Raw genomic sequence first — 15,434 nt, 5'->3', positions numbered from 1 at the left:
AAGCCTGCGTTCGGCTGCGTAGCAGTCGTGAAATCAGGCAACGCGGTGCTTCAGGAAGACCGTATGCTCAGGTTTTACGACTGCTTCGTAGCCGAACGCAGCCTCGTGCCTCGGCAGCTGCTACAAGCCGAACGCAGGCTGCGTCAGTAGCGATCAAAACCTAGGCTTAACCGTCTTCCACTCCGGCTTGTACCGCTGCATCTGCTTCACATCATCGCGCTGGCGAATCCCGCAAGTCAGGTACTGATCATGCAGCTTGCCCAGTTGATCGTGGTCCAGTTCCAACCCCAAACCCGGCGCTCGGGTGATCTTTACGCAGCCATCCACGATCGGCAACTTGCCGCCCTTGATCACCTCTTCGTCCGGTTCCTGCCACGGGTAATGGGTGTCGCAGGCGTAATCCAGATTCGGCACCGACGCCGCCACATGCGCCATCGCCATCAGGCTGATGCCCAGGTGCGAATTGGAATGCATGGACACGCCGAGGCCAAAGGTCTGGCACATTTTCGCCAAGGCCTGGGTATCGCGCAGGCCGCCCCAATAATGGTGGTCGGCGAGCACGATCTGCACGCTGTTCAACGCCACGCTACGGCGGAATTCATCGAAATCGGTGACCACCATATTGGTCGCCAACGGCAGACCAGTGCGTTTGTGCAGCTCCGACATGCCTTCCAGGCCCGGCGTCGGGTCTTCGTAATATTGCAGGTCATCGCCCAGCAGTTCGGCCATGCGAATCGAGGTTTCCAGCGACCAGTTGGCGTTCGGATCGATGCGCAACGGATAACCCGGAAAGGCTTTTTTCAGCGCCTTGATGCACGCGACTTCATGTTCCGGTTCCAGCGCGCCAGCCTTGAGCTTGATGCTCTTAAAGCCGTAGGTTTCGATCATGCGTCGCGCCTGGGCGACGATCTGTTCTTCGTTCAGCGCCTCGCCCCAACTGTCCGGTTTGTAGGGTGAATCAATGTGCTGCGCATACTTGAAAAACAGGTAGGCGCTGAACGGGATTTCATCGCGAATCGCCCCGCCCAGCAGGTCCACCAACGGCACGTTCAGCGAGTGTGCCTGCAGGTCGAGAAACGCCACTTCGAACGCCGAATACGCGTTGCTCACCGCTTTGCTGGCGTGGGAGCCCGGCGCCAGTTCGGCACCGGCAATGCTCGTGGTTTTGTTGGCCGCCACGGTCGCCTGGACGATGGCGCGCAACTGGTTGAGGTTGAACGGGTCGAGGCCGATCAGTTGATCCTTGAGTTGCAACTGGATCGCCAGTGCCGGGGCATCGCCGTAGCTTTCGCCGAGGCCGATGTAACCGTTGTCGCTCTCGATTTCGATGATCGAGCGCAGCGCAAAGGGTTCGTGAATGCCGCTGGCATTGAGCAGTGGCGGATCGCGGAAGGCGATGGGGGTCACGGTCACTCGTGTGATTTTCAAAGGGTCAGGCTCCGATTATCCAAGTCTTAATGTGAAGCGGCGTGGCGCGGCACCACGACGTCGTTGCGCGGGGTTGGCTTACCGGCTTTCGGGGTGGTGCGGGCAAAGAAGATCACCACGGCGGCCACCAGCGACGTCGCCGCCAGGCCGTACAGGCCACCTTCGATCGAACCGGTGGATTGCTCCAGGAAGCCGAACGCCGTTGGGGCGACGAAGCCGCCGAGGTTACCGATGGAATTGATCAGCGCAATCACCGCCGCCGCGATCCGCGCATCCAGATAACTTTGTGGAATCGGCCAGAACAGCGCCGACGCAGCCTTGAAGCCGATGGCAGCAAAACAGATCGCGACAAAGGCGAAAATCGGGCCGCCGGTGGTGGACATGAACATGCCGAACGCCGCGATCACCAGGGTCAGTGCGACCCAGGCCTGCTGGAATTTCCATTTGCTGGCCATGGCCGCGAAGCCGTACATCGCGATGATGGAAATGATCCACGGCACCGAGTTGAACAGGCCGACCTGGAAGTCGCCGAGGTTGCCCATCTTCTTGATCATGCTCGGCAGCCAGAACGTGGCGCCGTAAATGGTCAGGGCGATGGAGAAGTAGATGAAGCAGAACAGCGCAATCTGCCGGTCCGCCAACAGCTTGAACATCGACGGCACAGGGCCTTTCGCAGCCTCGCGGACTTGCTGTTCTTCGGCGATGGCAGCAATCAGCGCGCCGCGCTCCTCATCGCTCAGCCATTTCGCTTCGCGTGGATGGGATTGCAGCCAGAACCAGACAAAACCGCACAACACGATAGAAGCAAAGCCCTCGATCAGGAACATCCACTGCCAGCCATGCAGGTTCAAGCCGTTGACGTTCAACAATGCGCCGGAGACCGGGCCGGAAATCACCGAGGCAATCGCCGAACCGCTGAGGAATACCGCCATGGTCTTGCCGCGTTCAGACGCCGGCAGCCACTGGGTGAAGTAATAAATGATGCCGGGGAAGAAGCCGGCCTCTGCCGCGCCGAGGATAAAGCGCAGCACATAGAAACTGGTTTCACCTTTGACGAAGGCCATCGCCATCGCGGCGGCGCCCCAGGTGAACATGATCCGGGTCAGCCAGACCCGCGCGCCGTAGCGCTGCAGCAGCATGTTGGACGGCACTTCGAACAGCGCATAACCGACAAAAAACAAACCGGCGCCCAAACCATAGGCCGCGGCGCCGATGCCGAGGTCCGTTTCCATGTGGCTGCGCACGAAACCGATGTTGACCCGGTCGATGTAGTTGACGATGAACATGACCACGAACAGCGGCAGCACATGCCGTTTCACTTTCGCGGCGGCACGCGCAAGTACCGTGGGCTCCGGCGAACTCTGGAGGGTTTTCAAGGGGCGACTCCCGATCTTGTTTTTTTGGGGACGAACCGATCATGGACGCGGCAATTGATCCCGTCTAATCTAACTTTGCATTCGATTGATACCTGGATTAGATCAATGTTCGAACTCACCCAGCTGCGCTGCTTCACCACGGTCGCCACCGAACTGAATTTTCGTCGCGCCGCCGAACGCTTGAACATGACCCAGCCGCCGCTCAGCCGGCAGATTCAATTGTTGGAGCATCACCTGGGCGTCGAACTGTTCACCCGCACCACCCGCAGCGTCGCCCTGACCGCCGCCGGTCGCGCGTTCTTCATCGAAGCGCAGAACCTGCTGGAGCGCGCCCAACAAGCGGCGGTCACCGCCCGGCGCTTTGCCGAAGGCGACATCGGCACGGTCAACATCAGTTTCGTCGGCAGCGCGGTGTATGAATTCCTGCCCAAGGTGATCGCCGAAGCACGGCTCAAACAGCCTCACGTGAAAATCGATCTGTCGGAGATGAACACCTACCAACAGCACGAAGCGCTACGTGCGCGCCGTATCGATCTGGGCATCGTCCGTGCGCCGTTGCTGGAACCGGGCTACGCCACCGAATGCCTGGTGCGCGAGCCGTTCGTCCTTGCCGTGCCGAGCAATCATCGGCTTGCCAGCGCCGAAAGCGTGTCCGTGCAAGACCTCGACGCGCAACCTTTCCTAATGTACTCCCACGCTGCCTACCCGCCGTTCAACGAACTGCTGACCGGTATGCTGCGTTCGGCGCGCGTCGCCCCGGAATACGTGCAATGGCTGGGCTCGTCGCTGACCATCCTGGCGCTGGTCAACGCCGGCATGGGCCTGGCCCTGGTACCGCGTTGCGCTTCAAGCGTGGTGTTCAAGAACGTGGTGTTCCGCGACATCGACCTGGGGGAAGGCGTGCAAAGCGAGCTGCATCTGATCTGGCGCGAGAACAACGACAACCCGGCATTTGCGATGTTGCTGGAAGGGATTCGACGGGCGGTCCGGGACGGTTGGGGAGCACCGTGAACGCCTTTTCGACAAGCATGAAAAAGCCCGGCGCGAAGACACTCGCCGGGCGTTTTGATTATTGCACTGCAATGACGTTGATTCGGGTTTAAGGCAACGGATCGAACTTCAAACTGCTGAGGCTTTGCACCTTGTCCTCACGCACCATTTTGTAGGCGGTGTTCGGACCGATCCAGCGGTCCCAGATCGCATCGATCTCCCCGGCCTTCTCCATTGATGCCAAGGATTCGTTGACCTTGGCGAGGAACGCCGGCTCATCCCGACGCATACCGGCGCCAATCGGCTCAAGCGCCATTGGCTCCTTGGCCAGTGCCAGTTCGACGCCACTTTCCTTGGCCTGCCCGACCAGTTTCAACGCGGTCATGGTGTTGGTCACCAGTCCCACGACCTTGTTCTGCTGCAAGGCCATGTAAGCCGAGCCGGTGTCCTGGAACGTCACCGGCGTAGCCCCGGCCAAACGGATCGACTGCTCGGACGTCGAGCCTTTGGTGGAACTGATGCGCTTGTCCTTGAAGAAGCTTTTCGGCTGATCGGCGTTGACTGCGCGCACCACCAGGGTTTCCTTGGCGATGTAGTACGGGTCGCTGAACTGGATCTGTTCGGCGCGAGTCTTGGTGTAGGCCAGGTTGGCGAAGATCACATCGACACGGCCCATTTTCACTTCAGGAATTCGTGCTTCCACCGACAGCGGCTTGAGTTCCAGTTCGACGCCCATGGTCTTGGCCAGGGCCTTGCACAAATCGACGTCCATGCCCACCAGTTCGCGGGTCTTCGGATCCGGCGCCGAGAACGGCGGCACGTCGGCGTATACGCCGCAGCTCAACGACTTCTTGGCCATGATGTCGCTCAATTGATCGGCCTGCGCGACCGCAACAGCCAAAGGACCTAACGCCAGCGTGACAAACAGATGCTTCATACGCATGGAAAAACTCCGGGAATGGGAAAGTCGGATGGCAGAGTGAGCAAAACCGCTGCGGCTCAATGAGCGCGCAGGTCGGCAATAAAGCGTTGCGCGCGCGGGTGCGCGGGCTGATTGAAGAAGCTTTCGGGCGTGCTCTTTTCCAGAATCTGACCCGCGTCCATGAACCAGATGGTGTCGGCGACTTCACGGGCAAAGTTCATCTCGTGGGTCACGCACATCATGGTCATGCCTTCCTTGGCCAAGCCCTTCATCACACTCAGCACTTCGCCGACCATTTCCGGGTCCAGAGCACTGGTGGGTTCATCGAACAACATGACTGGCGGTTCCATCGCCAACGCCCGGGCGATGGCCACCCGCTGCTGCTGACCGCCGGAGAGCTGTGCCGGATAGGCGCCGGCCTTGTGCGCCAACCCGACCCGATCCAGCAGTTGCATGGCTTGCTGCTTGGCAGCCGAACCTTTCAGGTTGCGGATTTTGCTGGGCGCCAGGGTGATGTTTTCCAGCACCGACAAATGCGGGAAAAGGTTGAAACTCTGGAACACAAAACCCACCCGGCTGCGCAGTCGATTGATGTGCGCATCGGTGCCGTGCACATCCTGGCCGTCGAACAGGATCTGACCGTCCTGAATGTCTTCCAGGCGATTGACCGTGCGGATCAACGTCGACTTGCCGGAACCGGACGGGCCGCACAGCACCACCACTTCACCGGGTTTCACTTCGGCGGTGATGTCGGTCAGCGCGTGGTACTCGCCGTACCATTTGTTGATGTTCGAAAACATGATCATTGGATGCATGGACGCAACCCTCTTCAATTATCGATGGCCAGCAAGGGGTCGGCGGCCACGGCCGGACCGCCGTTGCCCAGACGCTTGCGAGCGATACGGCGCTCCACCCAGCCGGCCAGATGGGTCAGGCCGAAACAGAGCAGGTAGTAGATGATCGCCAGGATGAAAAACACCTGGAACGGCTTGGTCAGCAGCTGGTTGTTGACCTGGTTGGCGGCGAAGGTCACTTCCTGGACATTGATCACATAGCCCAGCGAGGTTTCCTTGATGATCGAGATGAACTGGCTGATAAGGCTCGGCAACGCGTTGTACAGCGCCTGCGGCAAAATCACCCAGATCGTCGTGCGCAGGTAACCGAGGCCCAGCGCCCGGGATGCTTCGTATTGACCAGGTGGTAATGCCTGGATGCCGCCGCGAATGATTTCGCACAGGTAGGCGCTCTGGTAGATCACCAGGGTGCACAGCATCGTGACGAACCCGGTGATGTTGTGGCCGATCAGCAACGGCACCAGGAAGTAGGTCCAGAAAATCACCATCAGCAGCGGAATACCGCGCAGCACATAGACCCAGACCGTCGCTGCCCAGCGCAACCCGGTCCATGGGGACACCCTGGCCAGCGCCAGCAGCAACCCGAACGGGAACGCCAGCAACAGCGCCAGCGCCGCCAGAATCAAGGTGCTGGCCAAGCCACCCAACGGGCCGTGCGGGTACTGACCGATCAGAAACAACGTCCAGTTCTGCTGCACAATCGAAAAGAGATCGAACATCGTCGTCTACCTCGCCAGCGCTTTGTTGAAGCGTCGCGCCAACAGCGCGCCGAGCCCCATCAACAACAGTGAAAAGACCAGGTAAAACACCGTGGCGACCAGGTAGGACTCGAACGTGCGGAAGGTGTAGTTCTCGACTTCGCGGGTGGCATACGTCAGCTCGACCACGCCGATCGCCATCGCCAGGCTGGTGTTCTTGAACAACAGCACCGTGTGATTGATCAGCGATGGCAGGCAATTACGCACACCCTGCGGCAGGATCACGTAGCGCATCGAGCGCACATAACCCAGCCCCAGCGCCCGGGACGCTTCGGTCTGCCCCGCCGGTATGGCGCGCAAACCGCTGCGGATGTCTTCACAGAAATACGCGGCCTGACACAGTCCCAGCGCAATCACCGAGAACAGGTATTCGGTGCTGTAGTTCGCCAACCAAAGCTGGGTGGATTCGCTCAGCAACGTCGGCACACCGAAGTACCAAAGCATCAATTGCACCAGCGTCGGCACGTTGCGGTGATAGGACACGTAACCCGCCACCAGATGATCAGCGAGCTTGCTGCCGGTCAAGCGCACGGTCACCAGCAACAGCGCGAGGGCCATTGCCAGCAGCCAGGCGAACAGCGCCAGCTGTAGAGTCGTTTCGATGCCCTTGACGATCAGCTCGGCATATTCGCCTTGCAGAACCGCGGCCAAATCGAAGTCATGCTTCATGGTCAATCCCTATCGGCATTGGGCTAGGGCAGAAATAAGTCGCCAGCGACAGGCGTGGCGTGGGTACGGCATGACGGATTGTTCCGTTCTTCTGGCAGGCGTCTTTCGCAGGGGAACTCAGCCCTGGTAATCCTGTGGACGGGCTGTCGAAAGACCGCCGGGCACTTGCAGGGTCGGGGTGATTTCCATGTGCCCGACGTTGACCGCAATCGGTGCGGCGATGGCAAACGCGATGGCGTCGGCGATGTCTTTGGCCTGGGGCAGCTCGAAGCCTTCGACGAAGCGCTTGTAGGTTTCTTCGGAATCGCCGTGGACATGGGCGAAGATGTCAGTAGCCACTCGCCCCGGACAGATCTCGGTGACCCGCACCCGCTTGCCGAAGGCATCGATACGTAGTTGCCGCGAGAGCATGCTCACGGCGGCTTTCGTTGCGTGGTACGTGGAGTTGCCGCCGAAGTTGTACGCGGCAGCAATCGAACTGATGTTGATGATGTGGCCGCAGTCACGTTCGACCATCCCCGGCAGCGCCAGGCGCGCCAGGTGCAGGACCGCGCGCAGGTTGACGTCGATCAGCAAGTCGATGCCTTCGGCGTCTGCCTTGAGAATCGAACCCGGCTTATCAACCCCGGCGTTGTTCACCAGAATGTCGAACTGCTGGGTTTCGAACAGACGAGTCAGCCCGGCGAGGTCAGTGACATCGATGGCGTGTGCGATGCAGCCGGTCTTGGCCGCCAGCTCTTGCAGCTTGTCGGCGCTGCGGGCCAATGCATGCACTTGCACGCCTTCCTGACACAGACGTTCGACGACGGCGGCGCCAATCCCGGAAGAAGCGCCGGTCACCAGCGCGGTTTTGTAATCTGAAAATGGCATGACGTTGTCCTCGTATTACGTGTGCGGATCACTCGGTGATCGCGATGACTTCGACTCTATCCAGCCCTGAAGCCGTGGACCAAGACGGAATGACTGTGTGGCAATAAGCCCTGCTTATGACCGTGCAACCGTTACGCCAACAGCTGCGAAATCGGCGTGATAGAACCACCTGCCAGCTCGATTTCTCGACGGATGGTCCGAGCCAGTTCCACCGCGCCAGGCGTATCGCCGTGCAACAGGATCGAATGCGCCGGCACCGCGATGTGCTTGCCATTCAGGCTGGTCACGCTGCCCTCCTCCAGCAACTGGCGAACCCTTTGCAACACGGCCGCCGGCTCCTTGATCACCGAGCCCGGCACCTTGCGCGGCACCAGCAGGCAGTCATCGTCATAGGCGCGATCGGCCAGAAACGTCGTGGCGACCCGCAGCCCACATTTGTCAGCAGCGTTCTCGATGGCACGACTGCTCGATGAGCTGATAATCAGTGTCGGATCGAACGCTGCCACCGCTCGCACCAAAGGCTCTGCCAACGCCGCATCGGCGGCGACCATATTGCCCAGCGCGCCGTGAAAGCTCATGTGCGTCATGCGGTGGCCATTGACCGCCGCCATCCCGGCCAGCGCGCCGAGCTGATAAATCACGTAGGTCGCCAGTTCCTTGAGCTCGATGTTCATCTGCCGCCGGCCAAACCCCATCAAGTCGGGAAAACCCACATGGGCGCCCAGATCTATGCCGCCGGCCTTGGCCAGGCGCACGGTGTTGTCCATGATCAGCGGATCACCGGCATGGAAACCGCACGCCACGTTGGCCGATGAAATCAGGCTCATCAACGCTTCATCCTCACCCATGCGCCACGGGCCGAAGCCCTCGCCCAGATCAGCATTCAAATCAATCTTCATCACATAACCTCTCCGTTTCCCGTAGCAGCTGCCGAGCCTGCGAGGCTGCGTTCGGCCGCGCAGCGGTCGTTAAACCTGCCACCGCGTTATTTCAGGCAAACCCTATTCGCCGGACTACGACCGCTGCGCGGCCGAACGCAGCCTCGCAGGCTCGACAGCTGCTACGTAGGTGTTGGGCTTCAGGCCGTCAGGCGCATGAACGCCTCGCCATAGCCGACGGTCGTGCCGCACACCGTCAACACCGCCGTCAGCCGTCCGGCCTTGTGGCTGCGCACCGGCAGCAGCAAATCGCCGACTTGCAGCAACGCCACCAGTTGCCCTTGCTCCACTCGACTGCCGAGCGATGCCAGCACCTCGTTCTGTTGCGGATGCGTCAGCAGCAACTGGCCCAGGCCGGGGGTCTTCAGCAGCCATTCATCTGTAACCTTTGGCGCCATGGGTGAAGTGACTTGAAGGGGTGCCGCGACTTCGTCAACACCTCGCTTGAGCAGCAAATGCAGCCCCGGACGACGAATTTCCGCGCCAGCCAGGTGGGTCTCCTTGAGCCACACCGCCAACTGGCGGATTTCCTGATTTGTCATGTCTGAATGTCCTTAACGCGAGGCCAGCCCGTGAAGATCGACCAAGCGGCTGACCTCCGCGAGATAGCGCGAATTGTCTTCCAGGGCCGCAACGGCTTCGGCATAGCTGCACTCGATAAACCGCACCTTACTGCCAATCGGCGCCTGACCCAGGCGCCACAGATCGGCCTCGATCACCGTGCCGAATTTCGGGTAACCGCCGCTCGGTTGTGCGTCGCGCATCTGGATGATCGGCTGGCCACCGTGGGGCACTTGAATCACGCCGGGGACGATGCCGTGGGAGCGGACTTCCATTGGCGTTTTGGGCAAGATCGGCGCGCCTTCGAGCCGATAACCGTAACGGTTGCTCTGGGTCGTGACCTTCCACTCTCCAGACCAGAATGCCGCCCGGGATTCCTCCAGAAAGCACTCGTATTGCGCCGCAGGCAGCACGCGCATGGCCGGCAATCCATCGAGTTGCAACGCCAACGCCTGATTCGGGGATACCACGCCGAAATCCGTAGGCAGTGCACTCGCGCCTGGACGCAGCGCTGAAATCCGGTCGCCCTGCTGCAAGGCTCGCCCCTGCAAGCCACCGAATTCACCGCGTAATTGAGTGCTGCGCGAGCCGAGCACCTGCGGTACGTCGACACCGCCGGCCAGACACAAGTAAGCGCGGCTGCCTGAAGTCGGAAAGCCAAGGCTAAGCACCTGACCTTCCCGCGCCTGCATCACCCAGGACGGCGGCAATGGCTGACCGTCGAGGGAGGCCTCGCAAGCCGCTCCGGTCACCGCAAAAGCGCAGTCTTGGACAAACCGTACGTCGAACGGGAACAGCGGGATTTCGATGGCCGCCGCGTCCTCGGGATTACCCAGAAGCAGATTGCCCAGCGCCAGGGCCAAATGGTCCATCGCGCCGGAGGTTCCGACGCCGTAACCGAGGCTGCCAAAGCGGCCGAAGTCCTGCACCGTGGCCAGGGCCGTGGCGGATAAAATCTCGATCATCGAATGATCCTCTCGATGCGCAAGCGCAACATATCGCCCGGCCGCAGCATGGCCGGCGGGTTTTGGGTCGGGTCAAAAAACGACATTTCGGTACGGCCAATGGTGTTCCAGCCGCTGGGGCCAGCGGAGGCAGAAACACCGGTCTGCACCCCGCCAATCGACACCGAGCCGGCGGCAATGCTGATCACCGGCACTTGGCGCCGTGGCGTGGCCAGGCGCGAATCCATGCCGCCGAGGTAGCAATAGCCGGGGTGGCTGCCCAAGGCGTACACCGGGTACAACGGCTCGCAATGCAGGTTGGCAATGGTCTCGATGTCGAGCCCGGTGTGCGCGACCACGTCGTTCATGTGTGGGCCGAACTCGCCGCCGTAGACCACCGGTAATTCAACGATGCGCCCTTCGAGTGGTAGCGGCTGACTGGTTTCCCAGGCCTCCATCAGTCGCTCGCACAACCCGTTGAGGTCTCGCGGCGGCTTGATGAAAGTCAGCATCAAGTTATTCATGCCAGGAACCGCTTCGTGGATCTCGGACCATTCCCCTGCCTGCAACGCCAGGCTCCAGATACGTTGTTGCGGCGCCAGATCGAGTTCCCCCGGCGCTTCGAACAACAAGGCCGTGGACCCCAGCAGACTGATGTGCGGACGCGGCAATTCAGATGCAGTACTCATGTCGGACTCCGTTGCTGCAACCAGCGCTCCAGGTGATGAATGTCTACGCCACCGGCACAGAACGCCGGGTCGTCGAGAATCTCCCGGTGCAAGGGGATATTGGTCGAGATGCCTTCCACGACCAGTTCGCTGAGGGCCAGGCGCATACGGGCCATGGCCTCATCACGCGTCGCGCCGTGGGTGATGACCTTGGCCACCATCGAGTCGTAGTACGGCGGCACCCGGTAACCGGTGGTGACGTGGGAGTCGACCCGCACACCAAAGCCACCGGGGACTTCCCAGCGCTGGATCAGCCCCGGCGTCGGCATAAAGGTGATCGGGTCTTCGGCGTTGATCCGGCACTCCAGGGAATGACCGTTGAGTTGCACATCCTGCTGACGCAGCTCAAGCACTTCGCCGCGGGCCATGCGCAATTGCTGCTGAACGATGTCGATGCCGGTGGTCATCTCCGTCACCGGGTGTTCGACTTGCAGCCGGGTGTTCATCTCGATGAAGAAGAACTCACCGTCCTCATACAGAAATTCGAAAGTACCGACGCCGCGATAGCCGATCTGCCGGCAGGCCGCCGCACAGCGTTCACCGACCTTGGCGATCAACTCAGGATCGATGCCTGGCGCCGGCGCTTCTTCCAGGACTTTCTGGTGCCGGCGTTGCAAGGAGCAATCGCGGCAACCGAGCCAGATCGCGTGACCATGGGCATCGCATAACACCTGGATTTCCACATGCCGGGGATGGCCGAGAAACTTCTCGATGTAGAGCTCCGGATTACCGAAAGCCAGCCGTGCCTCTTCGCGGGTCAGGGCGATGGCGTCGAGCAACTCGCCCTGTTCTTTCACCACGCGCATGCCACGTCCACCGCCACCGCCGGCAGCCTTGACGATCACCGGGTAACCGATTTCACGGGCAATCGCCTGAATGCTGGCATCGTCGGTGGGCATGACTGAATCCGGCCCCGGCACGCACGGTACGCCGGCCTCACGCATCGCCCGTTTGGCCGCGACCTTGTCGCCCATGGTGCGAATGCACGCCGCGCTCGGCCCGATAAAGGTCAGCCCGGCGGCCTCGATGCGCTCGGCGAACCCGGCGTTCTCCGACAGAAAACCGTAACCCGGATGGATCGCCTGGGCGCCGCTGACCTTGGCCGCAAACAGCAGCGCTGCCTGGTTCAGATAACTTTGGCTGGGTGACGCCGGCCCGATGCACAGGGCCTGATCGGCGTTTTGCACATACTGCGCGTGACGATCCGCCTCGGAGTGCACGACCACGGTTTGTATCCCCAGGCCATGGCAGGCACGCTGAATGCGCAGGGCGATTTCGCCACGGTTGGCGATCAGCACTTTGTCGAACATTGAATTCACCTGAAAACGTAAGAGCGTGGGATCAACCGAGTCGGAACAACGACTGACCGGCTTCGACTTCGACGCCACTCTGGGCAAGGATCGCGCTGATTCGGCCGGCGGTTTTGGCCTTGACCGGGTGGAACATTTTCATCGCTTCGAGGACCGCCAGGGTTTGTCCCGCTTCAACTTGATCGCCGACAACCACAAAGGGTGGCTCCCCGGCCGCCGGCGTCAGATGCAGCACGCCGTAAAGGCTGGCCTTGATCTCCGTGGCCGTCACCGACGGGGTCGCCACCTTCGCTGAATGCTCGGTGGGTAACGGCAATGGATCGACCTGCGCCTCGGTTACCACGACTGTTCCGGCCTGCTTGAAAAGGCGAATCGTACTGTCGCCTTCGGTCAGACTCAGTTCGAGCAGATCGGATTCGGCGAGCAAATCGATCAACCCCTTGATGCGTTCTGAATCCATGCGTGGGCCCCTGCCTGTCGAGCTGTCTTGAGTGGATGGGGTCAATGTAGCGAGCCCGTCCGAAGACGACCAAGACGCTTTGGCTTTGGGGTAATAAGCCGTCCTTATGACTGCTCAGATCAGGCTGCCGCGCATCTCCGCCACCAGTTCCAGCAGGATCGCCTTGACCGCCTGGGCCGGCACGGACAGCGGCAGGTGACCGGACAGACACAGCGCCAGCGGCGCTTCGACTTCGGGCTCGACAATCCGGCACATGTGCATCGAGGTAGCCGCCACCATCACCCGCGCCGAGGATTCGGGCAGGATCGTCGAGCCGAAGTGCTCGGCAACGGCGGCGGTCAAGGTGATCGACGATTCGATTTCCGCCACCACCCGCGCGCTCATGCCGATGCGTTGGAAGGCTTCATCCACCAAACGCCGCATGACGTTGTAGGGCCGTGGCAGGAGCATGTCCATGTCCGCGAGTTCGGCCAGGGGAATCTCGTCGAGCGCGCTGACCGCCGGATCAGCGCTCACCAGATAAAGGTGTTCGCGCAGCAGCGAAATGAAGCTCAAGCCATGCACTTCCCGCCCGCCGTAGAGCACCGCCATGTCCATCCGGCCGTTCATGATCAGCTCGCTCAAGGTGGTGCCGAAGTTTTCATTGAGATACAGCAAAATCCCCGGATGGCGCTCACGCACCCGGCGCAACAGCGGCAGGGAAAGTGTCGATGCGGCAGTGCCCGGCGCCAGGCCTACCGACACCTGCCCGGACAAGGCATGTCCCGTGGCATTGATGTCGCTCTGGGCCTGCTCACACTGACGCAGAATGATTTGCGCATGACCGTAGAGCACCTTCCCCGCCTCGGTCGGAGTGACGCCGCGTTTGGTCCGAATCAGCAATTGCTGCTGCAGTTCCGCTTCCAGCGTGGCCAGTTGCTGACTCAATGCCGGTTGCGCGACATGCAGCACATCGGCGGCCTGGGTCATGCTGCCGATATCGACGAGTTTCACGAAATACTTCAAACGGCGCAGGTTCACGGTGGCGATGCTCTTGCTCGAAAAAGGGAGTCAACCCACAGGCTTTAGCAAGAGCCAGGCCAGCCGGTCCCGAAACCCGTAGGAGCGAGGCTTGCCCGCGAAGAACGATGACGCGTGATACCTGAAAAACCGCGCCGCACTCTTCGCGGGCAAGCCTTGCTCCTACAGGTTCTGCGTCTCAACCATAAGGCTTTGCTATGGCTGGGAGATGGCGACGTCAGTCGACCCCCGTCTCGGTCATACAGGCTTGGTCGCACCAACCTGGTGCAAGCACTGTTCAGTTCCAGCCATAAGCGATTCCTATCCGACCAGAACGATCTCGTCTTATGGCTGCCCGGTTAGCGGCTCGTACTGTAGGACCTCGTCAACGTCATAACGAGGAACGACACGTGACCGCCTCCCGCATCGCCGCCCGTGTGCAACGCATCAAGCCGTCTCCCAGCAGCGCCGCTTCCGACCGTGCGAACGAACTTCGCCGGCAGGGCAAATCCATCATCAATCTGGTGGTCGGTGAGCCGGACTTCGATACCCCGGTGCATATTCGGCAAGCGGCCAGCGCAGCCATCGAACGGGGCGAAACCCGCTACACGCAAAATGCCGGCACCCCGCAATTACGTCAGGCGATTGTCGACAAGCTGGCACGGGAAAACGGCCTGACTTACGGCGCGAATCAGATTCTGGTCACCAGTGGCGCGAAGAGTGCGATTTTCAATGCCTTCGCCGCCACCCTCGGCGCGGGCGATGAAGTACTGATTCCGGCGCCATATTGGGTGTCGTACCCGGACATGGTGCTGGCCTGCGAAGGTGAACCGGTGACCCTCGCCTGCCCGGAAGAAAACGCCTTCAAGCTGACTCCGGAGCAACTGCGCGACGCGATCACCGAACGCACTCGCTGGCTGCTGCTCAACTCGCCGAGCAACCCGACCGGCGCCAGCTACAGCGCTGCCGAACTGCGCGCCCTGGCCGATGTGCTGCTCGACCATCCGCACGTACTGCTGATGACTGACGACATCTACGAACACATTCGCTACGAAGGTCTGGATAACCCGCACATCCTCGCCATCGAACCGGCACTGACCGAGCGCACGCTGGTGGTCAACGGCGTGTCCAAGACTTACGCCATGACCGGCTGGCGAATCGGTTATGCCGCCGGCCCGGCCGACCTGATCAGCGCCATGGCGACCCTGCAATCGCAATCGACCAGCAACGCTTGCTCGGTCAGCCAGGCTGCAGCAGTCGAAGCGCTTAACGGCGACCAGACTTTCGTCAAGCAAAGCGTGGCGGTGTATCAGCAACGCCGTGATCGTTGCCTGGACCTGCTCAACGCCATTGATGGCCTGAGTTGCCGCAAACCCGACGGGGCGTTTTATCTCTACGTGAACTGCTCGGGTTTGCTGGGCAAATCGACAGCTCAAGGCAAACGCCTGGACACCGATTACGACGTGGTGATGTACCTGCTCGAAAGTCAGGGAGTGGCCGTGGTGGCCGGGACCGCGTATGGACTCGCGCCGTTCTTCCGGATGTCGATCGCCACCGACATCAAGACCCTCGACGAAGGCTGCGCACGGATTGCCGCTGCCGTTGCGGCGTTGAGCTGAGGAGCCGG

General features: G+C 61.0%; 16 protein-coding genes. 2 read left to right on the top strand and 14 right to left on the bottom strand.

The genetic code is table 11. The features are described 5' to 3' along the window. Window positions 1-153: 153 nt before the first annotated feature. A complete protein-coding gene (locus ACIOYV_RS14470) occupies window positions 154-1,428 on the bottom strand; it encodes a glucarate dehydratase family protein (RefSeq protein ID WP_401324517.1) in 1,275 nt (424 codons plus the stop codon). Window positions 1,429-1,454: 26 nt separating this feature from the next. Next, window positions 1,455-2,804, bottom strand: a complete 1,350-nt coding sequence (locus ACIOYV_RS14465) for an MFS transporter (protein WP_054053104.1) — start codon at window positions 2,802-2,804, stop codon at window positions 1,455-1,457. Between the two features lie 105 nt (window positions 2,805-2,909). Here ACIOYV_RS14465 and ACIOYV_RS14460 point away from each other — a divergent pair, with 105 nt between their 5' ends. After that, window positions 2,910-3,815: a LysR substrate-binding domain-containing protein gene (locus ACIOYV_RS14460; protein WP_163909393.1), complete on the top strand. Its 906-nt coding sequence runs from the start codon at window positions 2,910-2,912 to the stop codon at window positions 3,813-3,815. 88 nt (window positions 3,816-3,903) lie between these two features. On the opposite strand, the gene ACIOYV_RS14455 is transcribed toward ACIOYV_RS14460, so the two are convergent. The 12 genes from ACIOYV_RS14455 to nac form a co-directional block, all read right to left on the bottom strand. Next, window positions 3,904-4,737 carry an ABC transporter substrate-binding protein gene (locus ACIOYV_RS14455; RefSeq protein WP_081360935.1) on the bottom strand — a complete coding sequence of 278 codons (834 nt, stop codon included), beginning with the start codon at window positions 4,735-4,737 and terminating at the stop codon, window positions 3,904-3,906. A 56-nt stretch (window positions 4,738-4,793) separates the two neighbouring features. Then, window positions 4,794-5,522, bottom strand: a complete 729-nt coding sequence (locus tag ACIOYV_RS14450) for an amino acid ABC transporter ATP-binding protein (protein WP_265045762.1) — start codon at window positions 5,520-5,522, stop codon at window positions 4,794-4,796. 23 nt (window positions 5,523-5,545) lie between these two features. Then, window positions 5,546-6,289 (bottom strand): amino acid ABC transporter permease, encoded by a 744-nt coding sequence (locus tag ACIOYV_RS14445; protein ID WP_265044617.1) that lies wholly within the window; start codon window positions 6,287-6,289, stop codon window positions 5,546-5,548. A 6-nt stretch (window positions 6,290-6,295) separates the two neighbouring features. Beyond that, the gene (locus tag ACIOYV_RS14440) at window positions 6,296-6,997 is read right to left on the bottom strand and encodes an amino acid ABC transporter permease (RefSeq protein WP_401324514.1); all 702 of its coding nucleotides are present in this window, start codon (window positions 6,995-6,997) and stop codon (window positions 6,296-6,298) included. 117 nt (window positions 6,998-7,114) lie between these two features. Further along, the gene (locus tag ACIOYV_RS14435) at window positions 7,115-7,867 is read right to left on the bottom strand and encodes an SDR family oxidoreductase (protein ID WP_265044614.1); all 753 of its coding nucleotides are present in this window, start codon (window positions 7,865-7,867) and stop codon (window positions 7,115-7,117) included. 131 nt (window positions 7,868-7,998) lie between these two features. After that, window positions 7,999-8,766, bottom strand: a complete 768-nt coding sequence (locus tag ACIOYV_RS14430; protein WP_265044612.1) for a LamB/YcsF family protein — start codon at window positions 8,764-8,766, stop codon at window positions 7,999-8,001. Window positions 8,767-8,945: 179 nt separating this feature from the next. Further along, window positions 8,946-9,347: a biotin/lipoyl-containing protein gene (locus tag ACIOYV_RS14425; protein ID WP_401324512.1), complete on the bottom strand. Its 402-nt coding sequence runs from the start codon at window positions 9,345-9,347 to the stop codon at window positions 8,946-8,948. Window positions 9,348-9,359: 12 nt separating this feature from the next. Then, a complete protein-coding gene (locus tag ACIOYV_RS14420; RefSeq protein ID WP_401324510.1) occupies window positions 9,360-10,331 on the bottom strand; it encodes a biotin-dependent carboxyltransferase family protein in 972 nt (323 codons plus the stop codon). Continuing rightward, a complete protein-coding gene (gene pxpB, locus ACIOYV_RS14415; protein WP_401324508.1) occupies window positions 10,328-10,999 on the bottom strand; it encodes a 5-oxoprolinase subunit PxpB in 672 nt (223 codons plus the stop codon). The genes ACIOYV_RS14420 and pxpB overlap by 4 nt, the downstream gene beginning before the upstream one ends. Next, a complete protein-coding gene (gene accC / locus ACIOYV_RS14410; RefSeq protein WP_401324507.1) occupies window positions 10,996-12,348 on the bottom strand; it encodes an acetyl-CoA carboxylase biotin carboxylase subunit in 1,353 nt (450 codons plus the stop codon). Before accC ends, pxpB begins: the two co-directional genes overlap by 4 nt. A gap of 31 nt (window positions 12,349-12,379) precedes the next feature. Beyond that, window positions 12,380-12,808: an acetyl-CoA carboxylase biotin carboxyl carrier protein gene (locus ACIOYV_RS14405; RefSeq protein WP_401324505.1), complete on the bottom strand. Its 429-nt coding sequence runs from the start codon at window positions 12,806-12,808 to the stop codon at window positions 12,380-12,382. A gap of 114 nt (window positions 12,809-12,922) precedes the next feature. After that, the gene (gene nac, locus ACIOYV_RS14400) at window positions 12,923-13,828 is read right to left on the bottom strand and encodes a nitrogen assimilation transcriptional regulator NAC (protein ID WP_401324504.1); all 906 of its coding nucleotides are present in this window, start codon (window positions 13,826-13,828) and stop codon (window positions 12,923-12,925) included. A 389-nt stretch (window positions 13,829-14,217) separates the two neighbouring features. Between nac and ACIOYV_RS14395 the strand changes: the two genes are divergently transcribed. Next, entirely contained in the window at window positions 14,218-15,426 is a 1,209-nt protein-coding gene (locus ACIOYV_RS14395; protein ID WP_401324502.1) for an aspartate transaminase, read from the top strand. The last annotated feature ends 8 nt before the right edge of the window (window positions 15,427-15,434 follow it).

It is taken from the genome of Pseudomonas sp. NPDC087342, assembly GCF_044744265.1.
GTDB lineage: Bacteria > Pseudomonadota > Gammaproteobacteria > Pseudomonadales > Pseudomonadaceae > Aquipseudomonas > Aquipseudomonas nunensis.
Note: the sequence above shows the minus strand (reverse complement) of the source record. Positions and strands in the feature narration are given on the sequence as shown.